This is a genomic window from Pseudomonas sp. HT11 (assembly GCF_044875395.1).
Classification (GTDB): domain Bacteria; phylum Pseudomonadota; class Gammaproteobacteria; order Pseudomonadales; family Pseudomonadaceae; genus Aquipseudomonas.
This window is the reverse complement of the sequence record NZ_CP173217.1, coordinates 2,877,988-2,901,130: the sequence shown is the minus strand read 5'-3', so window position 1 is coordinate 2,901,130 and position 23,143 is coordinate 2,877,988. Positions and strand designations below refer to the sequence as shown.

Annotated in this window: 19 protein-coding genes; 11 read left to right on the top strand and 8 right to left on the bottom strand. The window is 62.5% G+C overall.

The window, feature by feature from the left end; translation table 11 throughout:
- Window positions 1-66 precede the first annotated feature (66 nt).
- Window positions 67-1,575: an FAD-dependent oxidoreductase gene (locus ABWL43_RS13400; protein ID WP_404488105.1), complete on the top strand. Its 1,509-nt coding sequence runs from the start codon at window positions 67-69 to the stop codon at window positions 1,573-1,575.
- On the opposite strand, the gene xth is transcribed toward ABWL43_RS13400, so the two are convergent.
- The gene (gene xth, locus ABWL43_RS13395; protein WP_404488103.1) at window positions 1,572-2,366 is read right to left on the bottom strand and encodes an exodeoxyribonuclease III; all 795 of its coding nucleotides are present in this window, start codon (window positions 2,364-2,366) and stop codon (window positions 1,572-1,574) included. The two genes, ABWL43_RS13400 and xth, sit on opposite strands and share 4 nt — an antisense overlap.
- Before the next feature lie 53 nt (window positions 2,367-2,419).
- The gene (locus ABWL43_RS13390) at window positions 2,420-2,584 is read right to left on the bottom strand and encodes a hypothetical protein (protein WP_242197043.1); all 165 of its coding nucleotides are present in this window, start codon (window positions 2,582-2,584) and stop codon (window positions 2,420-2,422) included.
- An 11-nt stretch (window positions 2,585-2,595) separates the two neighbouring features.
- Between ABWL43_RS13390 and ABWL43_RS13385 the strand changes: the two genes are divergently transcribed.
- Entirely contained in the window at window positions 2,596-2,757 is a 162-nt protein-coding gene (locus ABWL43_RS13385) for a hypothetical protein (RefSeq protein ID WP_242197046.1), read from the top strand.
- On the opposite strand, the gene ggt is transcribed toward ABWL43_RS13385, so the two are convergent.
- Window positions 2,751-4,475 (bottom strand): gamma-glutamyltransferase, encoded by a 1,725-nt coding sequence (gene ggt, locus ABWL43_RS13380; protein WP_404488102.1) that lies wholly within the window; start codon window positions 4,473-4,475, stop codon window positions 2,751-2,753. The genes ABWL43_RS13385 and ggt overlap by 7 nt on opposite strands.
- Window positions 4,476-4,634: 159 nt before the next feature.
- On the opposite strand from ggt, the gene ABWL43_RS13375 reads away from it, so the two are divergent.
- Window positions 4,635-5,282 carry a TetR/AcrR family transcriptional regulator gene (locus ABWL43_RS13375; RefSeq protein ID WP_145160412.1) on the top strand — a complete coding sequence of 216 codons (648 nt, stop codon included), beginning with the start codon at window positions 4,635-4,637 and terminating at the stop codon, window positions 5,280-5,282.
- Between the two features lie 123 nt (window positions 5,283-5,405).
- On the opposite strand, the gene ABWL43_RS13370 is transcribed toward ABWL43_RS13375, so the two are convergent.
- From ABWL43_RS13370 to ABWL43_RS13355, 4 genes are all read right to left on the bottom strand, one after another.
- On the bottom strand, window positions 5,406-8,933 hold the full coding sequence (locus tag ABWL43_RS13370) for a molybdopterin cofactor-binding domain-containing protein (RefSeq protein ID WP_404488100.1): 3,528 nt from the start codon (window positions 8,931-8,933) through the stop codon (window positions 5,406-5,408).
- Window positions 8,930-9,421 (bottom strand): (2Fe-2S)-binding protein, encoded by a 492-nt coding sequence (locus ABWL43_RS13365; protein WP_242197058.1) that lies wholly within the window; start codon window positions 9,419-9,421, stop codon window positions 8,930-8,932. The genes ABWL43_RS13370 and ABWL43_RS13365 overlap by 4 nt, the downstream gene beginning before the upstream one ends.
- 319 nt (window positions 9,422-9,740) lie before the next feature.
- Complete coding sequence (locus ABWL43_RS13360) at window positions 9,741-10,175, bottom strand: MarR family winged helix-turn-helix transcriptional regulator (RefSeq protein WP_315975600.1); 435 nt, start codon at window positions 10,173-10,175, stop codon at window positions 9,741-9,743.
- Window positions 10,176-10,300: 125 nt separating this feature from the next.
- Window positions 10,301-11,353, bottom strand: a complete 1,053-nt coding sequence (locus tag ABWL43_RS13355) for a 2,5-dihydroxypyridine 5,6-dioxygenase (RefSeq protein ID WP_404488098.1) — start codon at window positions 11,351-11,353, stop codon at window positions 10,301-10,303.
- A 306-nt stretch (window positions 11,354-11,659) separates the two neighbouring features.
- Between ABWL43_RS13355 and ABWL43_RS13350 the strand changes: the two genes are divergently transcribed.
- The 6 genes from ABWL43_RS13350 (at window position 11,660) to ABWL43_RS13325 (ending at window position 17,919) form a co-directional block, all read left to right on the top strand.
- Complete coding sequence (locus ABWL43_RS13350; RefSeq protein WP_242197067.1) at window positions 11,660-12,793, top strand: FAD-dependent monooxygenase; 1,134 nt, start codon at window positions 11,660-11,662, stop codon at window positions 12,791-12,793.
- Window positions 12,790-13,587: an alpha/beta fold hydrolase gene (locus tag ABWL43_RS13345; RefSeq protein WP_404488096.1), complete on the top strand. Its 798-nt coding sequence runs from the start codon at window positions 12,790-12,792 to the stop codon at window positions 13,585-13,587. Before ABWL43_RS13350 ends, ABWL43_RS13345 begins: the two co-directional genes overlap by 4 nt.
- 14 nt (window positions 13,588-13,601) lie before the next feature.
- Window positions 13,602-14,354, top strand: a complete 753-nt coding sequence (locus tag ABWL43_RS13340) for an Asp/Glu racemase (RefSeq protein ID WP_145165612.1) — start codon at window positions 13,602-13,604, stop codon at window positions 14,352-14,354.
- 196 nt (window positions 14,355-14,550) lie between these two features.
- Complete coding sequence (locus tag ABWL43_RS13335; protein ID WP_242197076.1) at window positions 14,551-15,183, top strand: N-carbamoylsarcosine amidohydrolase; 633 nt, start codon at window positions 14,551-14,553, stop codon at window positions 15,181-15,183.
- Window positions 15,184-15,503: 320 nt separating this feature from the next.
- On the top strand, window positions 15,504-16,814 hold the full coding sequence (locus tag ABWL43_RS13330; protein ID WP_404488094.1) for an MFS transporter: 1,311 nt from the start codon (window positions 15,504-15,506) through the stop codon (window positions 16,812-16,814).
- A 28-nt stretch (window positions 16,815-16,842) separates the two neighbouring features.
- Complete coding sequence (locus tag ABWL43_RS13325; protein WP_145165615.1) at window positions 16,843-17,919, top strand: nucleoside hydrolase; 1,077 nt, start codon at window positions 16,843-16,845, stop codon at window positions 17,917-17,919.
- A 40-nt stretch (window positions 17,920-17,959) separates the two neighbouring features.
- Here ABWL43_RS13325 and ABWL43_RS13320 read toward each other — a convergent pair whose 3' ends face one another.
- Window positions 17,960-18,091 (bottom strand): hypothetical protein, encoded by a 132-nt coding sequence (locus tag ABWL43_RS13320; protein ID WP_404488518.1) that lies wholly within the window; start codon window positions 18,089-18,091, stop codon window positions 17,960-17,962.
- 128 nt (window positions 18,092-18,219) lie between these two features.
- On the opposite strand from ABWL43_RS13320, the gene ABWL43_RS13315 reads away from it, so the two are divergent.
- Both ABWL43_RS13315 and ABWL43_RS13310 read left to right on the top strand, forming a co-directional pair.
- Window positions 18,220-19,365: a MalY/PatB family protein gene (locus tag ABWL43_RS13315; RefSeq protein WP_404488092.1), complete on the top strand. Its 1,146-nt coding sequence runs from the start codon at window positions 18,220-18,222 to the stop codon at window positions 19,363-19,365.
- Window positions 19,366-19,553: 188 nt separating this feature from the next.
- Entirely contained in the window at window positions 19,554-22,901 is a 3,348-nt protein-coding gene (locus ABWL43_RS13310) for a hypothetical protein (RefSeq protein ID WP_404488090.1), read from the top strand.
- The last annotated feature ends 242 nt before the right edge of the window (window positions 22,902-23,143 follow it).

Below are 23,143 nucleotides of genomic sequence, written 5' to 3'. Positions count from 1 at the left end.
CCGACCATCGGGTCAACGCAGTCCATTTCCTTCGGCGCCAGTCAATCTTCTAAAGGAGATTGGCCTATGAACATGCGCATTGTTGCCCGCCTGATTAACTTGCCGGAAAACCGAGGCGTTCGCGTCACCGCGGCAAATCATCCTGTCTTGCTGGTGCGTGTCGGCGACCGGGTACGCGCCTTCCAGGCCGAATGCCCGCACGCCGGCGCACCGCTGGAAGAAGGCGTGATCTGTAACGGGCGGATCATTTGCCCCTGGCACAAAGCCGCGTTTGCCGTGGACAGTGGCGCCGTGATCGAACCTCCGGCGCTGGTCGGGCTCAAGCAATACCCGGTGCAGGTGCACGATGGTGTGGTCAGTGTTGGCGACGAGCCCATGGCAGCCGAAGCCGCGCCGGCGCGGGATGAACAACGCTGTTTTGCGGTCATCGGCGCTGGCGCGGCAGGCACTGCCGCCGTGGCGACGTTGCACCAGCAAGGCTTCAGCGGACGATTGCTGTGGATCGACCGTGAACAGGCTCCCGCCTACGACCGCACCGCCCTGAGCAAATTCGTGATCGCAGGCCAGATGACGCCCGAAGACACGCCGCCACTGCTGGATAAGCAGCCCATCGGCATTCACGGCGAAGTTCAGCGCCTGGACGCCAACGCCAAGCGCATCGAACTCGCCGACGGTCGTCACTTTGACTATGACGCGGCACTGGTCGCCACCGGGGGCGAAGCGCAACCGCTGGACATCCCCGGCGCGGTATTGAGCCAAGTGTTTGTGCTGCGCAGCCGCGAGGATGGGGCGCGTATCGACGAAGCAGCGCAGTCGGCAGCGTGCGCGGTGATTGTCGGCGACAGCTTTATCGGCCTGGAAGCCGCGTCCGCCTTGCGCCAACGTGGCCTGGTGGTGCAGGTGGTCAGCCGCCATGACATTCCTCTCGCCGCGCAATTGGGCAAGCGCATCGGTGCGGCCATTCGCCAATTGCACGAAGACAACGGCGTGATCTTCCACTGCAACACCGAGCCCGAACGCTTCGACGGTCACGGCGCAGTGAGTACCGTGCTGCTTAAAAACGGCAAGCGCCTGGCGGCAGACCTGGTCGTGATCGGCGTTGGCGTCACACCCGCCACCGGCTTTATCGACGGCGTCGACAAAGCCGAGGACCAGTCGCTGAACGCAGACACTCATTTACAGGTGGCGCCCGGGTTATGGGCGGCCGGCGACAACGTGACCTTTGCCTGGCGCCAGCAGCCGACACGCATCGAGCACTGGCGCGTGGCCCAGCAGCTGGCCGTGCTGGCCGCGCGCAATATGCTCGGCGATACGCAGGTGTACGCCGACGTGCCTTTCTTCTGGACCTACCACTTCGGCAAAACCTTTGAAGTGCTCGGCCACCCGCAGCACTGGAATCGCCTGCACGTGGAGGGTGAGGTGAATCGTCACGACTTCATTGCCTTGCTGTGCCGGGATGATCAAGTGGAAGCCGTGATTGCCTGCGAACATCAGCAAGCCATGGCGTGCCTGTCGCAACGCATGCAGCACCCCTTGGGCAAAGCCGAGGCCTTGGCCATTATTCGCGCCGGTTAGCGCTTTTTGCGGGTGCTCAATTGAATCCACGTCGGCGCATGGTCGCTGGCGTGCGGCTCGTTGCGTACCCAGGCGTCCACGCCGGCGTCTTTGAGGTAAGGCTTGAGCGCGGGATTGAGCAGCAGGTGATCGATACGCAGCCCGGAGTTGGTCTGCCAGTGCTGACGGAAGTAATCCCAGAAGGTGTAGACGCGCTCTTCGGGGTACAGATGACGCAGCGAATCGGTCCAACCCTGCTCCAGCAGCCGCTGATAACACGCGCGGCTTTCAGGTTGCAGCAAAGCGTCCTTGAGCCAGGAGCGCGGGTTGTAGATGTCCATGTCGGTGGGCACCACATTGAAATCCCCGGCCAGCAGCACCGGGTGTTCGCTGGCTTGCAGCGCCTGGGCATAGGTAATCAGCCGTTCGAACCAGGCCAGCTTGTAGTCGAATTTAGGCCCTGGCTGCGGGTTGCCATTGGGCAGATACAGGCAGCCGACCAATACGCCATGCACCGCAGCCTCCAGGTAACGGCTTTGCGTGTCGCTGTCATCGCCCGGCAAACCGCGCCGGCTCTCCAGCGGCTGGGCATCGCGCGCCAAAATGGCCACGCCGTTCCACGAGGCCTGGCCCAGGCAAATCGCTCCGTAGCCGGCCGCCTCGAAGTCGGCATAGGGAAACAGGCTTTGCGGCGCCTTGAGCTCTTGCAGGCAGACAATATCCGGCTGCTCGCGCTCAAGCCATTGCAGAAGGTTGGGCAGACGGGCACGGATGCCGTTGATATTGAAGGTGGCGATTTTCAGCGCTTTCATCGGTCCGGTCCTTTCAGGGCTCTTGGGATAGAACCTGAAAGCCGCGCGGATGTTCAATCCAAACCACGCTCCAGGTTGGCATTCACGCGCAGCAATAACGCCAGCAGCGTCGCCTCTTCTTCAGCGCTGAAGCCCTGCAGTGCCTGCGCCGTGCCCTGCACCATCACGGCGTAGGCGGCAGGCATGCGTTCACGCACCGCATTGGTCAGGGTGATCAAGCAGCTGCGCCATGCTCGACTGCTCGACAGCAGTGCAGGCCGATGAAAACCACATGTTCGAGCGTGTGATGCCGGCCGCCAGAGACAGCGCCGAAGGCGCCGCCACCCAGTTATCCCATGACAGCCTGGCGCTGTCCCTGGCCCACCTGCATCACCACCTCACGCCTCAGTAGCCCAGGGACAGGCCGGTATTGCGGCGCGGGTCGTTGGCCCCGTAGAAACGGTTGTTGCCCACCGGCTTGCCACCCAGGGACGGCGCGCCCACCAGGATTGCGGCCAGGTGGTTGGCATCCTGAGGTCCGGCAAACTTGTGGCCCCAACTCTCGAGGATTTTCTGCGTGTCGGGGCTCACCGCGAAGGTCTCCAGGTTGGTGGTCTCAGGCATCCACTGTTGATGGAAACGCGGCGCATCGACGGCTTCCTGGATGTTCATCTTGTAGTCGATGACATTCAGGATGGTCAGCAAGGTCGCGGTGATAATCCGGCTGCCCCCTGGCGTACCGACCACCATCACGGCCTTGCCGTCCTTGGTCACGATGGTCGGGCTCATCGACGACAGCGGCGCCTTGCCCGGTGCGATGGCGTTGGCTTCGCCCTGGACCAGGCCGTACATGTTCGGCACGCCGACCTTGACGGTGAAGTCGTCCATTTCATCGTTGAGGATCACCCCGGTCTTGCTCGCCATCACACCGGCACCGAACCAGTCGTTGAGGGTGTAGGTCACCGACACCGCGTTGCCCCACTTGTCGACGATGGAATAGTGCGTGGTGTTGTTGCCTTCATGCGGTGACACGCCCGGCTTGATCGCCTGGGAATCCCCGGCCTTCTGCGGTTCGATGGCAGCACGCAGCTTGGCGGCGTAGTCCTTGTCCAGCAGGTGGGCAATCGGGTTCTTCACAAAATCCGGGTCGCCGAGGTAGCTGTTGCGGTCCACGTAGGCGTGGCGCATCGCTTCGATCTGGTAGTGCAGGCCTTGGGCCGAGTGATAGCCAAGGTCGGCCATCGGGTAGCCTTCGAGGATGTTCATGATCTGGCAGATCACCACGCCGCCCGAGCTCGGTGGCGGTGCCGAGACCACGTGGTAGCCACGGTAATCGCACTCGATGGGCGCCAGTTCGCGGGTCTTGTACTTGTCGAGGTCGGCCTGGGTGATGATGCCCTTGCCGGCCTGGCTGGAATCCACCAGGGCCTTGGCGACCCAACCTTTATAGAAGCCGTCGGTGCCCTTGGCGGAGATTTCCTTGAGGGTCCTGGCCAGGTCTTTCTGCACCAGTTTCTGGCCGACCTGCAGCGGTTGGCCGTTGTGCAGGAAGATCCCGCGCAGGTCTTTGTCTTTCTCGAACTCGCCGGTGGCGGTGTGCAGCAGGTCGATATCGCCCTGCTCCAGTTCGAAGCCGTTTTCCGCCAGCTTGATCGCCGGGGCAATCACTTGGGCGCGCTTTAGAGTGCCGTACTTGCTCAGCGCGGTTTCCATGCCGGACACGGTGCCGGGCACGCCGACCGCCAGGTGGCCCTTGGCGCTGAGGCCTTCGACGACCTTGCCGTCTTTGTCCAGGTACATGTCGGCGGTGGCCGCCAGGGGGGCTTTTTCGCGGAAGTCGAGGAAGGTCTTGCGCCCATCCGCCAGTTGCACGGTCATGAAGCCGCCGCCACCGAGGTTACCCGCCGCCGGGTACACCACCGCCAGCGCATAGCCCACGGCCACGGCCGCATCGACTGCGTTGCCGCCAGCCTTGAGCACATCCACCCCTACATGAGTGGCCAAATGCTGGGCGGTGACTACCATGCCGTTTTCACCGCCCACCGGGGCCTGGGAAGCGGCGTGCACACCGCTGACCGTCAGCACCAGAGCGGTGGCGATTAAGGTGCGGCTGAAGGGTTGGTATTTCATCCATGGCTACTCTAGTTATTGGGACGCACCAAAATAGCCCGACTCGGATCCAATCCCCAGCGCAATGGCGTTTTTATTACAGAACTTGTCGGTCACAGAACGGCCGCGAAAAAGCCCATGCTATATTTCGCGCCCAGACTGGCTGCAAGGCGCGTTGAGATGGTGATCAAGAAGACCGGTATTCGGGCTCAGCAGGCCGACCAGACACGCGCGCGCATCTTGCAGGCGGCGGTCAAGGTGTTCACCCGCGACGGTTATTCCGGCGGGCGCGTCGACACCATTTCCAAGGAAGCCGACTCCAACGACCGCATGCTTTATTACTATTTCGGCAGCAAGGAACACCTGTTCATCTGCGTGCTGGAACACATCTACGAGCAGTTCAACCAGGCCGAAAGCAAACTCAAGCTCAACCTGGAGGCGCCCGTGCAGGCGCTGCAGGACCTAGTGGCGTTTATCTGGAATTACTACGTCAAGCACCCCGAGTTTGTCGCGATCCTGAGCATCGAGAACCTGCACCAGGGCAAGCATGCCCAGCAGTCCGGCGAAATGCGGCGGCTGTCGGGCGAAGCGGTTGGCGTGTTGCGCCCGATCATTGAAGCGGGCCAGGCAAAGGGCGTGTTTCGCCAGGACATCGACCTCAAGCACGTGTACTTGATGATCGCTTCGCTGTGCTACTTCTATAACTCCAACCGCCATACCCTCAGTTCGTTTCTGGGTGAAGACCTGGCGGATAAGGGGCAGCAGCAGGATTGGCTGGGGTTTATCACTGATTTGGTGCTGAGGGGCGTCTCCCCAAGCTCACTGTAGAAACCGGCTCTAATCCCTGTGGGAGCTGGCTTGCCTGCGATGGCGATGTGTCAGGTAGTATTTTCGGTGCAGACCCACCGCTATCGCAGGCAAGCCAGCTCCCACAGTTTTGACCGCATTGTGTCAATGAGTGCCCGGGTTAGCCCGCAAATGCGCCACCTTCTGCTCCAACCCCTTCCACTGCGGCGCATTCGGCGCAAATTGCCCACGCAAATAGGCGACCAAATCCGCCACCTGCGTATTCGACAAACTGTCCTTGAACCCCGGCATGTACCCCAGATCCTGGGTCGCCGGGTTGCTGATCCCTTGCAGAATCACCTTGATCAAATTGTCCGGCTGATCACTGTGCACATTGGTATTGGTCGCCAGTGACGGGCTGACCCCAAACAGCTTTGGCCCCAGGCCATCGGCGTGACAGGCCTTGCACGACCCCTCGAACACACGCCGACCATTGGGATTGGGCACCGTCGCTGCCGCCACGGTTTGCGCCTCAGCCGTCGCCTCGCCCTTGAGCGACGCCAGGTACACCGCCATCGCGCGAATGTCGGCCTTGGGCAACTTCGCCAACTCACTCACCACCGGCCCCATCGGGCCCGCCGCCACGCCATGGGCATCGGAATAGCCAGTGCTGAGGTAGGTGAACAATTGATCTTCGGTCCATGGCGTCGGTGCCTTGGACACACCGTTCAGTGCTGGCGCCTCCCAGCCATCGACGCTGCCGCCGGCCAGGAAGGCCTTGCCGCCCTTCTCGGCCCCCATCAAGTTGCGCGGCGAATGGCACGCCGCACAGTGCCCCAGACCGTTGACCAGATAATTGCCGCGATTCCATTGCTCGCCGCGCTCCGGTTGCAGCGTGATTTCACCGCGCCGTAGATTCAGCGCATTCCACCCCGCCATCAGCGGCCGGATGTTGAACGGAAAGCGCATGGCATTCGGCGTCGGCGCTTGGCTCACTGACGCTTGCGACATCAGGTAGGCATACAGCGCCTGCATGTCCGCCTCATTGATATTGCGAAACGCCGTATAGGGAAACGCCGGGTACAAATTGCGCCCATCACGGCCAATGCCCTCACGCATCGCCCGCTCGAATGCCGGGTACGACCAGGCACCGATGCCGGTGTTCACATCCGGGGTGATATTGCTGCTGTACAGGGTGCCGAAGGGCGTTTCCATCGCCAACCCACCGGCATTGGTCACGCCGCCCGGTGCCGTATGGCACACCGCGCAATCGCCCACCGCCGCCAGCAAACGCCCGCGCTCCAGGGTGGCCTCGGACCACGTGCCGGCGCTGGGCGGGGCAATCGGTGCGATCGCGCCGTGAAACGGCCAGGCCGTGGCCATCACGGCGCCCAGCGTCGCAAACAGCGCGCCGAACCACCATTTTTTGCGTTTCTGTGGCGACGTGGCAGGCTCGCCGAGGGTGCCGGCATTCAGCGCTGCCAACACCCGCTCGGGGGTGATCGGCAACTCACGAAAACGAATCCCGGTGGCGTCATAGATCGCATTGGCAATCGCCGCCGCGCTGGGCACCGAGGCCGACTCACCGGCGCCCATCGGCGGCTGGTCCTGGCGCGGCATCATCAGCACGTCGATCTGCGGCACTTCAGGGAAGGTCAGGATCGGGTATCCGCCCCACTCCTTGCTGGCCACCGTCGATTCCTCAAAGGTCACCCGCTCCTTCAACACGCGGCTGGTGGACTGGATCACATTGCCGTGGATCTGATGCTGCACACCCGCCGGGTTGATCATCATCCCCGAGTCATGGCCGATCACCACCCGCGTCACCGACACGTCGCCGGTGTGTTTGTCGACGGCCACATCCGCCACCCAGGCGGCCCACGCCGCGCCAAAACCGGGGAATTTACTGTGGATGTAGCGCGCGTAAGCAAAGCCACGGCCCCGCAACAGATGGTCGTCGTTGGCGGTTTGCATGGGCGCGGTGCGCGGTGACCAGTTGGCGCGTTCGGCGGTGGATTTGACCAGGTCGATGGCGCGCTCGTCCTTGAGGTAGCGCAGGCGGTACTCCACCGGATCGACGCCGGCGGCAAATGCCAGCTCGTCGATATACGATTCGTGGGCAAAGGTATTGGGCAACGCCGACACGCCGCGCATCCACGAGGCGCGCACGATGGGCGCCATGTCGTTGATGGTCACCCGCATGTTGTCGATGTCATACGGCGGGATCGAGGTGCGGTCGCCCATTTCGAACATCGCCGCCACGGGTTCGACGCGGCCGGTCAGCAACAGCGCCAGGGTCGGCGCGCCATTGGAGGGGTAGCTGGTTTCAAAATCGTACGCCGCAATGCTGCCGTCGGCGTTGAGGCCGCCGTCCACGTCCATCAACTGCGCCGTGCCCTTGGGCTCCCACAGGTGTTCCTGTTCGCGGGTCAGTTGCACGCGCACCGGCTTGCCCACCCCGCGCGACAACAGCAACGCATCGGCGCAGACGTCATCGGCGCAATTGCGCCCATAGCAACCGGCGGCTTCCAGTCGAATCACGTCGATCAGCGCTTCATCACAGTCCAGCAACCAGGCCAGGTCGGCGCGCAGCAAATGCGGGTTCTGGCTGCCCGACCATACACGACTGCCTGCGGCCTGATAGTCGGCCACGGCGCAGGACGGGCCGATTGAGCCGTGCATTTGATAGGGCCACAGGTAACTGCGCGGCATCCGCTGGCTGGCACCCGCCAGGGCTGCATCGACATCGCCCTGATCGAGCACCGTGCGGCGTACCCGCGGGTTGTCACGGATCGCCTGCTCGACATCGCTCATGTCCGGCAAGGCGTTATTCCAGGGCTTCCACTGCACCTGCAACTCATGGGCGGCCTTGATCGCCTGCTCTTCGCGCAACGCGACCACGCCCACAAAATCGCGGATCACCACCACCGCAACAATGCCGGGGATATGTGCGATGGACGCCTCATCCACACTCAGCAGGCTATTGCCGACAAAATCCCCGCAGTCCAGACCGGCATACGGCGGGCGCACGACGCGGCCGTGCAGCATGCCCGGCACGCGCATGTCGTGCACGTAGGTCAGCTCGCCCGTGGCCTTGCCGGGGATATCCACGCGCGCGGCGCCCTTGCCCACCAGGCGGTAATCCTCGATGGCTTTCAAGGGTGCGTCGCCGCTGATGCGCAACTGGTCATGCTGGCCGCTGACCAGCTCGCCGTAAGTGGTGGTGCGCCCGTCTGCCGCCTGGATAACGCCCGCTTCGACCTTGAGGCTGGCGGTGCTCACGCCCCAGCGCCCGGCCGCCCGCGCCAGCAAAAAACGTCGTGCTTCGGCGGCGGCGTTGCGCAGCGGGATCGCCGAAATCTGCAAGGTCGCGCTGGCAATCGTCGCGCCCTGGTTCGGCACGCGCTCGGTGTCGCCCAGCACCATGGTGACCTGGTCCATCGTCAGGTCCAGTTCTTCGGCGACGATCTGCGCCAGCGAGGTGCGAATGCCGGTGCCCAGGTCCACATGGCCGTTAAACGCATAAACCAGGCCGTCATCGTTGACCGCGATAAACAGCCCCAGCTCTTTGGGTTTCACAGTCGGCGTGCCGCCCTTGGCCACCGGGCCGGAGGGCGGCAGTACATCGTCGACGATCAACAAGACGCCCGTCTTGGTCAGCCACTGGTCACGGGAAAGTGGGCTATCGGTCATGGTCGGCCATCCACGGTCAAGAGGTGAGCAGCACGCAATACGGCGCGCAGGATTTCGATATGGGTGCCGCAGCGGCAGAGGTTGCCCGAGAGTTCGTTGCGGATCTGGGCTTCGCTGGGGTTGGGATTGCGGTCGAGCAAGGCCTTGGCAGTCATGATCATGCCGTTGAGGCAGTAGCCGCATTGCGCGGCTTGCTCGTCGATAAACGCCTGCTGCACCGGGTGCGGCGCCTGGCGTGTGCCGAGGCCTTCGAGGGTGACGATCTCACGCCCTGCCGCGCCCGCCAGCGGGAACACACATGAGCGTGCCGCAACACCGTCGATGATCACCGTGCAGGCGCCGCACTCGCCCAGGCCGCAGCCGTACTTGGGGCCGTTGAGTGCCAGGTCATTGCGCAGCACCAGCAACAGCGGCGTGTCCGCCATGGCGCTGACTTCGCGGGTGTGGCCATTGACCTCAAGGGCAACCGTGATGGAGGGACTGATCATTCGCTTCGCCTGTGTCAGTTGGTGAAGTAGCTACTACACGAAACAGTCAAAAAAAAGCATCGCGGACCTGGGGTCTCGCGACACACTTGAATCGTGAAGTGGCTACTACATCAACACCGAGCAAAAACGATGCCAAGGGGTTGGGATTATCGTGACGTATGCAGGTTTATGGTGGTTGTGGCGAGCGGGCTTGCCCCGCGTTGGGGCGCGAAGCGGCCCCTCGTCCAGGCGATGGGGTTATTCAGGTGAACCTCATGGCGGGTTTGGGGGCTGCTGCGCAGCCCAACGCGGGGCAAGCCCGCTCGCCACAACAAGCCCACTATTCCTGTGGGTCGTCGATCATCTTGCGCAGCAGGAACAACACCGCCACCCGTTCAGCCGGGTTGAGGTTGCTCAGGGTCAGTTCGCTGATCTGCGCGGCACGCGGCGCGGTTTGCGCGACCAGGTCGGCGCCTGCGGCAGACAGGTCCACCACCACCTTGCGCTTGTCTTGCGGGTCCGGCTCCAGCGTGATCAGTTCCTTGGCCTTGAGCCGCTCGACAATGCCGCGAATGGTCGCCTGGTCAACGGCCGTGGCCTTGACCAGTTCGGTGAGGGAACTTGCACCCTGATCGCGCAGTGCACACAGGGTGACGAACTGTACGGCGGTGAGCTGGGAGTCGCCGACATTCTGCTGAAAGATCGCCAGGTGGCGCTGGTAGGCCTTGCGCAGCAGGTGGCCAACTTGTTCAGAGAAAACGTAGGAATCAGGCACGGCGGGCTCGGTGGGTGATTGGCGATGGGGAGGCATGATGGCTGGCTTACCGGATCGACTCAAGTTTCTCATTGAGGAAACACGGTTAGAACTGTGGGAGCGGGCCCGCTCCCACATTGGGATCTTCAGCGGGCCAGAGAGGCTGCTGGGGCGACTACGTCACCGGCGATAACCACCGCCTCGTCATCCAGGTACACATCGCAATGACGCAGCGGAATGTCCATGTGGCACGGCGTCTTGCGCGTGCCCCCCACTTCGGTATTCGGCCCGGTGGAGAACAGGAAGTTGCCATAGAACGCCCGCGCGTCCATGCACATGCCGTCGTTCTTGTCATGCAACCCCATGGCGGTCCACTGCGCTTTTGGCTGCAAGCCCCAGCCAATGTGGGAGATGCCGTACACCTCCGGATCGTTGAAGTACTTCATGTAATCACGCAGGTACTCGGCCTCGAAACCACCGTGGATCCTGGTGATAAAGCCCTTCTCGATCTCCAGCGTGATCTTCTCGCGGGTGTAGGTCTTGAATGGCAGGAGGATGTCACCGACGTCCAGCACCAGCACGCCCTCGGCGGTTTCCTCGTTAGGCCAGGAGAACAGGAAGCCGCTGGGCCAGTGGTCCCAGCGCCCAGGCTCATCGGCAAAACCGTATTCGGTCACCGCCGGGTACTGCCCCAAGGCAGCGCGGAAATCACTGCCGGCGCGGGATTTGACGTGAATCGAACGCGCCTTTTTCAGTAATTGCTCGGCCGCCAGCACACGCACCTTGTCTTCTTCGGTGGGCAGCATGCGCGCCAGCACTTCCGGCGGCTCCACGGCCAGCAGGATGCGCGTGCCGGTCTTGAGGATCTGCTCCTGTTCCGGTGAATGCAGCAGCATCATCGTGTCAACCACCAGGTCGGCGGCTTCCAGCGCACGCTGGGCGGCGATGTTGCCGGTGAGCGCGGTGTCGCCGCAGTAGGCGGTCATGTCATTGCCCATTGCCCGCGGGTGATTGAACGACGGCAGCTCCACCGCATACACCTTGGCCCCCAGGCGCTGCGCCGCTTCCATCGCCGCGCGCACGGTGCGTGCGTCGGAGTAATGGCTCTTGAGCACGGCGACGCTCTGGGTCGGGTCGACCTTCGACAGCTTCAGCACGTGTTCAAACATCTGGGTCAGTTCGCAATCGCTTACCGGCATTTTCCTGTCTCCTGTGGGGCTGCACCAAGTTCAAGCACTGCGCTTCACTCTAGTGCATTTTTATAGCGTATACGCCAATTAATAACGATAAGACCTGAATTGCAAGCGGACTGCAAGCGGCGCACCAAAACGTTACCTATCGAAACAAACCCAGCAATTATTGGGAATATCGCATTACACAGGTTCAACGAGGCCAAAAAATAAATTTGCATAAGCGGGCTTCCCATTTTAAAAAATGAGCGTATACACTTTAAAAACCTTGCGGACAGATGCCGCCGACAATCAAAAAACAGAGGATCACGCCCCATGGGAAGCACACAAAAAATCGCCATCGTCGGTGCCGGCCTGGGCGGCGCCGCCGCAGCTACCCTGTTGCAGCAGGCCGGTTTTGACGTGGACGTCTACGAGCAGGCGCCGGAGTTTTCCCGGTTGGGCGCGGGGATCCACATGGGCCCCAACATCATGAAAATCTTCCGCCGCATGGGCATCGAACAGCAGCTGGACCTGATGGGCTCGCACCCAGAGCATTGGTTCAGCCGTTGCGGCGAAACCGGCGACTACCTCTCGCGCATCCCGCTCACCGGCTACGGCGCCTCGTATGTCACCGTGCACCGCGGCGACCTGCACGCCCTGCAGATGTCCACCCTCAAGCCCGGCACCCTGCATTTCAACAAGCGCCTGGAAACCCTCGAAGAAACCGACACCCAGGTGCGCCTGACCTTCGCCGATGGTGAAGTGACCTATGCCGACATCGTGATCGGCGCCGACGGCATCAATTCGAAGATTCGTGAAGAACTGCTCGGCGTGGAAAAACCGCTGTACAGCGGCTGGGTCGCGCACCGCGCGTTGATCCGTGGCGACCAGTTGGCCAAGTACGACCTTACGTTCGAAGACTGCATCAAGTGGTGGACCGAAGACCGCCACATGATGGTGTATTACACCACCGGCAAACGCGACGAGTACTACTACGTCACTGGCGTGCCGCATGCTGAATGGGACTTTCAGGGCGCATTCGTGGACAGCAGCCGCGAAGAGATGTTCGAGGCGTTCAAGGGCTACCACCCCACCGTGCAGGCCCTGATCGAGTCCACCGAAAGCGTGACCAAATGGCCGCTGCGCAATCGCAACCCGCTGCCACTGTGGAGCCGAGGTCGCCTGGTGTTGCTCGGTGACGCCTGCCACCCAATGAAGCCACACATGGCCCAGGGCGCCGGCATGGCCATCGAAGACGCCGCCATGCTCACCCGTTGCCTGCAGGAAACCGGCATCAGCGATTACCGCACCGCGTTCCAGCTCTACGAAGCCAACCGCAAGGAACGCGCCTCCCGCGTGCAGGCGGTGTCCAACGCCAACACGTGGTTGCGCACCCAGGAAGACCCGGATTGGGTGTACGGCTACGACCTGTACGCGCAGCCACTGAAATCGGGGGTGGCCGCGTGAGCACTTTTCTCTATGGTGGCAACGTCCAGGCCAACGGCATTCGCCAGCACTACCTGCGCTATGGCGGCAACGGCCCGGCGCTGATCCTGATTCCGGGCATCACCAGCCCGGCGATTACCTGGGGGTTTGTGGCCGAACGCCTCGGCGTGCACTTCGACACGTACGTGCTGGATGTACGCGGGCGCGGCTTGTCGTCCACCGGCCCCGAGCTGGACTACAGCGCCGACACCTGCAGCGATGACATTGGCGCATTCGCCGATGCACTGAATCTGGACCGTTACCACCTGGTCGGCCACTCCATGGGCGCGCGCTTTGCCGTGCGCAGTGCGGTCAAGCATCCGCAAGGCGTCAACAGCGTGGTGCTGATCGACCCGCCAGTGTCCGGCCCCGGCCGTCGTGAATACCCGAGCAAATTGCCGTGGTACGTCGATTCGATCCGCCAATCCCTGGTTGGGATGGATGCACAGGCCATGCGCGCCTTCTGCGCCACCTGGACACCCGAGCAACTGCAACTGCGCGCCGAATGGCTGCACACCTGCTTTGAGCCCGCCATCGTGCGCGCCTTCAATGACTTTCACACGGTGGACTTCCATCAGGACCTGCCTCACCTCAAGGCCCCTGCCCTGTTGATGGTGGCCGGGCGCGGCGGCGTGATCCTCGATGAAGACATCGCCGAAATCCAGGACCTGCAACCGGCCATTCAGGTCGTTCGCGTACCCAACGCCGGGCACATGATTCCGTGGGATGACCTCGAGGGCTTCTTCGACGCGCTCGGCGATTTCCTCACCCACTAAGAACGGAGACCACCATGCACAAGCCTTACCGCATCGGCCAGATCGTGCCGAGTTCCAACACCACCATGGAAACCGAGATCCCGGCGATGCTCAACGCGCGCCAGGCGATCCGCCCGGAGCGTTTTACCTTCCACTCCAGCCGCATGCGCATGAAGCAGGTGCGCAAGGAAGAACTGGCGGCAATGGACGGCGAGTCCGACCGCTGCGCCATCGAGCTGTCCGACGCCAAGGTGGATGTGCTGGGGTACGCCTGCCTGGTGGCGATCATGGCCATGGGCTTGGGTTATCACCGCAAATCCGAGCAGCGCCTGCGCCAAGCCACTGCCGATAACGACGCCAATGCCCCGGTGATCACCAGCGCCGGCGCACTGATCGAAGGCCTCAACGTCATGGGTGCCAAACGCATCGCCATCGTCGCGCCGTACATGAAGCCGCTGACCGAACTGGTGGTGAATTACATACGCGAAGAAGGCTTTGAGGTGGTGGACTGGCGGGCGCTGGAAATCCCCGACAACCTCCAAGTTGCGCGCCACGACCCGGCCAACCTGCCGGCCATCGTCGCGGGCATGAACCTGGAAGGCGTCGATGTGATCGTGCTCTCGGCCTGTGTGCAAATGCAGTCGTTGCCAGTGGTCGCCAAGGTTGAGGCACAAACCGGCAAGCCGGTGCTCACTGCCGCCATCGCCACTACTTACGCGATGCTCAAGGCGCTGGATTTGGAGCCTATCGTGCCCGGTGCCGGCGCCCTGCTCTCCGGCGCTTATTGACTCACCGCGAGCGGGCTTCCTGTGGCGAGCGGGCTTGTCGTGGCGAGCGGGCTTGCCCCGCGTTGGGGCGCGAAGCTGCCCCTCGTCCAGGCAATGGGATTCGTCAGGCAAACCGCATGGCAGGTTTTGGGGCCGCTTCGCAGCCCAACGCGGGGCAAGCCCGCTCACCACACACAGAGAATGAGGTGAAACAGAAATGAGCGAACAATCTGCCGACGCCAACTACCAAGGCGTCTGGGGCAACCGCATCGGCTTCGGCAAAAAGGCCGCGCTGCTGATGATCGACTTCATGCAGGGCTACACCACTGAAGGCGCGCCACTGTTCGCGCCAGGCGTGGTCACGGCCGTGGCCGAAAGCGTCGAGTTGCTGGCCAGTGCGCGCCAGCATGGGATTGCGGTGGTGCACACCAATATCCGCTACCATCGCGGCCATTTCGCCGATGGCGGCATCTGGGTCAAGAAAGCCCCGGTGATGAAAGACATGGTCGAGGGCAACCCACTGGCGGCGTTCTGCGCCGAGGTGCTGCCCCTGGACGATGAAGTGGTGATCACCAAGCAGTACGCCAGCGCGTTTTTCGGCAGCAGCCTGGCCCCGATGCTGCACGCTCAAGGCATCGACACCGTGGTACTGGCCGGCTGCTCCACCAGCGGCTGCATTCGCGCCACGGCGGTGGATGCGGTGCAACACGGGTTTCGCACCATCGTCGTGCGCGAATGCGTCGGCGACCGACACCCGGCGCCCCACGAAGCCAACCTGTTCGACATCGACAGCAAGTATGGCGACGTGGTGAGCAAGCAGGAGGCGATGAGCAAGTTCAGGGAGCAATAACGATTCACCAGGAACCACGACAAAGAGCGTGGTCCGGAAAAAACTGAGGTAGCCGCTTGGAAGGCACTCATCTGTAGAAGCCGATCCCTGTGGGAGCCGGGCTTGCCCGCGATGCAGGCGCTGCGGTGCTTCAGTGACACCGCGTCGATGCCATCGCAGGCAAGCCAGCTCCCACACACCCGGCCCACAGATGGATGACCTCCAGCAGGGAAATCTCAGTCTTCTGACACTGCCTTTGGAAGTCGCTTTTACAGCACTCCGAAGTGCTGGAACAAAAGCGGCTGTATAAAAACCATAAGTCACCGCCAGGAGACACCCCAATGCCCATTGCGAATGCAGCGCCCGCGACCACCGTCGCCGACCCCGTCACCACGCTCTACCACAAGATCACCTGGAAGCTGATTCCGTTTCTGTGTTTCTGCTACCTGGCCGCTTACCTGGACCGCATCAACATCGGCTTCGCCAAACTGCAGATGCTCGACCAGCTGCACTTCAGCGAAACCGCGTTCGGCCTTGGCGCCGGCTTGTTTTTTGTCGGCTACATCATCTTTGAAGTGCCCAGCAACCTGGTGCTGGAACGGGTCGGCGCGAAGATCTGGATCGCGCGCATCATGATCACCTGGGGCCTGCTCTCGGCCTGCACCATGCTGGTCACCTCCACCACGCAGTTCTACATCCTGCGCTTTCTGCTCGGCGCCGCCGAAGCCGGGTTTTTGCCGGGTGTGTTGTATTACCTGACCATCTGGTTTCCGACGCATCGGCGCGGCCGCATCATCGCGCTGTTCATGATCGGCCTGCCGCTGTCCAGCGTGATCGGCGGCCCGTTGTCCGGCTGGATCATGGGCCACTTCGACAACCTGGGCGGCCTGCGCGGCTGGCAGTGGCTGTTCCTGATCGAAGCGGTGCCCAGCGTTTTGCTCGGCGTGCTGACCTTCTGGGCGCTGCCCAATACTTTCCAGCAAGCCAAATGGCTGTCGGACGACGAAAAGGCCCTGCTCGAAAGTGAGCTGCGCAAGGACGAAGCCGACGCCACCGGCAGCAAGCACAGCTTCCGCGACGGCTTCTTCAACCTCAAAGTGTGGATGCTCGGCGGTATCGACTTCTCGATCCTGCTCAGCGCCTACGCCATGGGTTTCTGGATGCCGACGTTCATCCGTAACGCCGGGATTACCGACACCTTCCACATCGGCCTGCTGACCGCATTACCCAGCGTGGCGGCGTTGCTCGGCATGCTGCTGATCGGCGCCAGCTCCGACAAACACCGTGAACGTCGCTGGCACATCATCGTGCCGTTTTTCATCGGCGCGGCGGCGATGGCCACCAGCACATTCTTTACCCATAACGTGGTGGCCACGGTGGTGCTGTTCGCCATCGCCTCGGCCGCGATCATCGGCGCCGTGCCGGTGTTTTTCAGCCTGCCGGCAACCTTTCTCAAAGGCACCGCAGCAGCCACCGGCTTTGCCCTCGCCTGCTCGGTGGCGAACATCGCCGGCCTGGTGAGCAACTCGCTGATGGGCGTGGCCATCGACGTCACCGGCAGCAGCGCGGGCGCCTTGTGGTTTTTCGCCGGCTGCCTGATTCTCAGCAGCTTCCTGGTCATCGCCCTGCCGGCGAAACTGGTGAACCGTTAACAACAACAATTTCTGCGGATGAATCACCATGCAAGGCTTCTTTAAAAGCTGTGCGCTGCTTGTCGCGGTCGGCCTGTGTGCCGGCACCGCGCAAGCGGCCGAAAAAGTCATCTTCGACACCGATTTCAACGTGCTCAACGATGACGGCCAGGCCTTTATCATGCTCGCCCAGCTGCATGCGCAAAAACGCATCGAGCTGCTGGGCATGACCCTGGTCAGCGGCAACGCCTGGGTCGACCAGGAACAGGTCGATGCCCTCAAGGCCGTGGAACGCATGGGCGTGGAAAAAGAGGTGGGCGTCTACTCCGGCGCCGCCTACCCGCTGCTGCATGACTACGCCACTTACGAGGCAGAGAAAGCGCTGTTTGGCGCCGGTTGGCCAGGCGCGTTCAAAAACCCGCGCCCGGCCTCGCCCTCCCAGTTGATCGCGCCACCGGATGGCCTGGCGACGCACACCCAACTGCGCAGCGAGACCGCCGCGCAGTTCATCGTGCAAAGCGTGCGCGCCAATCCTCATCAAGTGACGATCCTCGCCGTCGGCCCCTTGACCAATATCGCCCTGGCGATTCGCTCGGCGCCGGACATCGTGCCGCTGATCAAGCGCATCGTGTACATGGGCGGTGCGTTCCAGATTCCGGGCAACACCACACCGGCGGCGGAATTCAACTGGTGGTTCGACCCGGAGGCGGCGAAGATCGTCCTGCGCTCACCGATCGAGCACGTGATTTTCCCGAATGACGTGTGCGAGAAAGTCACCTTCGACAAGTCGGTGTACCAACGCGTGGTGGCACACAAAGGCGCGATTGCCGAGCTGTACAAGCACGAGTTCGGCCCGCTGTTCGACAAAGACCCCAGCTACCACAGCTTCACCTGGGACAGCTTGCCGGCGCTGTTCCTGGTCAGCCCGGACATCGTCACCGAGTCCCGCGATTTGTGGGTGGATGTGGACGCAACGTTCGGCGCCGACTACGGCCGTGCGCTGGGCTACCAGAAAGGTGCACCGCTGGGCACGCAGAAAGCCAAGGTGGTATTTGGCGTCGATCAGCACAAATTCTGGGACGGCTACGTCGGCCTGGTGACGCTGCCGACTCCGGTCAAGCACTGATAAAGGGATCGCTCCCACCTTGCGTAGGAGCGCCCCTCACTCAGCCCGCCAAGGCAAAGCCGCGCTGCAGATCCTCGATCAGCGCCGCCACATCTTCCAAGCCGATATGCAAGCGCACCACCGGGTTCAACGCCCGCTCCGTCGCGCTTTCACGGTCGCGTGTGTCTGCCACGGTGACCAGGCTTTCAAAGCCGCCCCACAAATCCCGACGCCGTATGAGGCAATCAGCGCTGGCCTATAAAAATAATGGCGCTAGAATCAGCGCCATTCTTGCGCCTGCCTCCCTGACACGAGCCTCCCATGAGCTTTGATTTCGACACGATCCACCCCCGCCTCGGCACCGGCAGCACCAAGTGGAACCGTTACCCGCAAGACGTCTTGCCGATGTGGATCGCCGACATGGATATCGCCGCGCCACCTGCCGTACTGCAAGCCCTGCACCAGCGTCTCGACCAACACATCCTGGGCTACAGCGTGGCCGGGCCGGATGTGCGCGACGCCATCGTTGCCGACCTGTGGGCCAAATACGCCTGGCGCGTGCTGCCAGACGAACTGCTGTTTTTGCCCGGCGTCGAACCCGGCTTCAACATGGCGCTGCACGCGTTCGTGCAGCCGGGCCAGCCGGTGGTGCTGCAAACCCCGAACTATCGCCCGATTCGCCTGGCGCCAGCGAACTGGAACCTGCCGCGTATCGAAGTGCCCTTCGCGTTGAGCAACGGCGAATACCTCACGCCGCTGCCGGCCCTGCGCCAGGCGCTGACCGGCGCCGGCGCGCTGCTGTTGAGCAACCCGCACAACCCCATCGGCAAAGTCTTCCCGCGCGAAGAATTGCTGGCCGTGGCCAACGCCTGCCTGGAAAGCGGCGCGCTGATCATCAGCGACGAAATCCACGCCGAGCTGTGCTTCGATGGCCGTCGTCATACGCCTACCGCCAGCCTCAGCCCCGAGATCGCCCAGCGCACCATCACCCTGATGTCGGCGAGCAAGGCCTACAACGTCGCCGGTTTGAAGACTTGTTTTGCCGTGGTGCAAAACGCCCAGATGCGCGAGCGCTTCAATAACGCGCGTTGCGGCATGGTCGACAGTGTCAGCCCGCTTGGCCTGGAAGCTACCCGCGCAGCTTACAGCCAGTGCGGTGACTGGCTGGAGGCGCTGTTGAGCTACCTGCAGGCCAACCGTGACTACCTGCTCAACGCCGTGCACACCCGTTTGCCCGGCGTGGTGATGCATGCCCCGCAAGGCACCTTCCTCGCGTGGCTGGATTGCAGCGCCCTGGTCCTGGACGATCCGCAGCAGTTCTTCCTGGAACAGGCCAAGGTCGGCCTGAGCGCCGGCATTGAGTTCGGCGATGACAGCCAGCAGTTTGTGCGCCTGAACTTCGGCTGCCCGCGTGCGATGCTCGAAGAGGGCTTGCAGCGTATGGAGCGCAGCCTGAAAAACCGCTAAGCGACTGGCCCCATCGCCGGGGCCAGCCCTCCTCGAATCTCGGGCTGTTGACTTGCACAACCCGGTCGGATGAGCCCGTTAGCGCGGGTCGCCGGCGTTAATTCACAACGTTTCGCAACGAACGCCGAACCCCTGCTGTTACTGTTTTTGCCCATCCGTCCCACCGGCAACAGCAGGAGTTTCATGGCATGGCGACCCAGCCCCTTGATCGCTCGTCCGATCCCAAAACCCTTCCCCGCACGCCATCCAAGTCGGGCACCGCTTTTCATGTGCTGCTCAAAAACAGCGCCCACAAAAAAGTCGAGTCCCAGGACAAGACGCCATCGGGGCTCGATGCCAGCCAGCAACAGGGCTATACACTGGCCGCCAAGGACGCCACGCCACCGCCCGCCCTCGCCGACTACAAGGCCATCGGCCCGCCCGATGAAGTCGGGCCTGGGTTGATTCGTTATGAAACCCAGGACGGAAAGAAAGTCATCGTCAGCGAACAGGACAGCCCGGAGCTGTTCAAGCAAGTGAGTGCCGATTTCAAATCGCTCACGGGCGTGGTGGCCAGCCAGAACGCGGGTTATCAGAGCCTTGGCGCGGATGCAAAAGCGCCGGAAAAGCTCGCCGACTACAAGTCCCTCGGGCCGCCCGACGAAACCGGCCCGGGCGTGATCCGCTATGAAACCCAGGACGGCACCAAGGTCGTGGTCAGCCAGCGTGACAACCCCGAAGCCTTCCAGAAAGCCAAGGATGACTATGCGAGCTTCACCGGCCTCTCCAGCAGCGAAGACGCCGGCTACAAGCGCGCCAGCGACAACGAAGTGTGGCCGCCCTACGCCGGTACCACGGTCGGCCCCGAGGATGAAGTCGGCCCGGGTCTGATCCGCTTTGAGAGCAACGGCCAGAAGATGGTCGTGGCCCGTGACGACAACCCCAAGCTGTTCGACTACCTGGCGGGCCTGCACGAGGTCTACACCGACCCTGGCAAAAAGGCCGTGGTGGAAGGCGAGCTGAATAACGGGGCGGCCCTGGCCGACGCCAACACGCCGGTGCCGGGCCTGAATGACTACAAGACGTTCAGCTGGAACAACGATCAGAAAGACAGCATCCTCACCTACGAACTGCATGACGGCACCAAGGTGGTGGTGTCTTCCGACGTCAGCCCCGAGCTGTTCAAGAGCGTCGCCACCGCCCACGAGACCTGGGAGAAGATCCACACCAGCGAAAGCGAAGGCTATAAGTTGGCCGGGCCGAATGACTTCCTGAAAAACACCGACATCACGTTCGGTTCGCCCGACGAACTGGGCGATGGCCTGATCCGCTACGAAACCAGCGAAGGCAAGGTCATCGTCTCCAAGGAACTCAGCCCGCAGCTCTACGATGACGTCAAGGCCAAGTGGGACGCCTCCAGTGCCGGCGCGGTCGATGACACGCGCACCCAGCACAACCTGCCCAAGGCCGGTGACCTCGACGTGCTGAACATGGACACCGGCGTGCATGCCGATGACAAAGACGACAAGTCGCCAACCTTGAGCGTCAGCGAGCTGGCCACCACCCAGTTGATCGACACCTACCGCGCCGGCGTCAAGGATGGCTCGATTCCCAAAGACGACCCGCGTGCCAAGCTGGTGCGCGCGCTGGAAGCCCAGGCCGCCTACCAGAATGGCCACGGCATTACCGGCTACGAAGAAGCCAAGCGCCCGTTCAACACCACCTGGCGCGAGTTCGATGACAAGCAGACCGAGCTGACCTCGGCCGATATGCACGACATCATCGACGGCAAGGCGGTGCAAGAGCAGATCGGCGAGCTGTTCAAAGACCCGACCGTGCAGGCCGACTACAAGTCGAAAATGGACGACGCGATCAACAAGCTGCCGAACAAGGACGAGATCAAGCAAAAGCTCCTGGACCTGACGTCCAACCCGGATTACGTGCTGTACCTCAAGGACCTGCAAGACCAGGGCAAGACCTCTGAGGCGCAGAAAGACCTGAGCGACACCCTCACCTCGCTGTCGTTGTTCGACCCGGAAGCGGCCAGCAAGGCGGCGCAGAACATTCAGGCCGACGGCTTGACCACCGACCTCAACGCGATCCTTTCGGACCCGAGCAAGATCTCCGACGAGAACAAGGAACTGGCCACCAAAGACCTGTTCGGCCTGCTCAAAGGCGTATTGAAAGGCACCCTGCTCGACCTGCCACGGCGCACCCAGGAAACCCTGGAGAAATTCCTCAACGAAGGCCTGCTGGGCAAGGAAAAATCCGCTGGCGTGACCAAGGCCCTGGAGGAGTTGGGCGAGGTCTACAAGAACAATGGTTCGATCAGCGAGGCCGACCTGAAAACCGCGTTGAGCAAACCCTATATCCCGGTCGCCGACCGCGGCATGCTCGGCGAGGTGTTTCATACCCTCAACAGCAAGGGCATTCTGGGTTCTCTCGGCGCCGGCGTGACCCTGTTTTCGGCGTTTTACCAGTTGGTCGGCAAAGGCGGCAAGCTCGGTGAAACGCCCGCGCAGCGCATGTCCATCGCCAAGGACTTCTTGAGTTTTGCCGGCGGTTCCAGCCACTTCGTGCGCCTGGGCGACAAGATCGGCGAGACCCTGGGCAAAGGCGGCCTGGTGGACTTCCTTGGCCTGGACAAGACGCTGCCGGAAATCTGGGGCAAGACCGGTCTGCAGGAGCCGAACTTCGAGTTCCGCGTCAACGACCTGCCCTCCGATGTAAAAGCCAAGATCACCAGTGCACTCGATGCCGTGCCCGACAGCCAGTACGACGGCATTTCGAAGATGTTTGGCGAAGGCGACAAAGCCGTCACCGAGGCCACCGAAGGCCTGGCGACTCACCTGGATGACGGCCTCGCCGCTGCAGGCGCGGCCAAGCTCGGCGCGTCCAAGTCCGCGAAAATTGCCGGCTCGGTCATCAAGGTGCTCGGCCCGGCCACGGACATCGCCGGCGGGTTCGCCGATATCGTGTTGGGCGCACTGGCGATTAAAAGTGGCGTGGACAGCAAAGACCCGCTGGCCCAGGCGGCCGGCGGCCTGCAGGTGGCGGGCGGTGCGTTCGGTGCGTCGGCCGGGGTACTCGGCGCGGCGGCGCTGTTTGGCGCAGGCACCGCGGCGGCCTTGACCGGGCCATTGTTCCTGGTGGGTGTGGTGCTGGCGGTGGTGGGCGGGATCATCGGCTACTTTGTCGACCACAACAAAAAGCAGAAAGCCACCGAGAAAGAAAACGACTGGTACCGCGATCTGGCCGGCGACGGCTTATTGCAGGACAACTGGGCCGACAAGGTCGAGTACGCCCACTACGAAATCCACCATTACCACGGCCGCGACACGCCGACCGATGACAGCATCTTTCGCTTCCAGCAATCGGAATGGGAGCACTTCGACCAGACGCCGCAAAAAGGCGGGTCGTCGAGCAATCGGCTGGATGGGGACTTGCACAAGCACTACGAAGACCCCAACACGCCACCCAAGAGCCTGCCCAGCGATGCGCCCCCGGACAAACCGCAACCGCATCAACCGGGCGGCGGCGGCCCGCGCATCAACTGAGGTTCACTGGGCTGGCCTCTATCCATGTGGGAATGGGCGTGCTTGAGAAGGCGGTGTATCAGTGACAGAAAAGCTGAATGCCCCACCGCATTCGCGAGCAAGCCCGCTCCCACATTTGGATACGGGTGCATCAGGGTAATGCGTGTACTGGGTCAATGTGGGAGCTGGCTTGCCTGCGAAGAGATCAACTGGGTAGGCCTGATGCACCGAGGTGCCCGCATCGCCGGCAAGCCAGCTCCCAC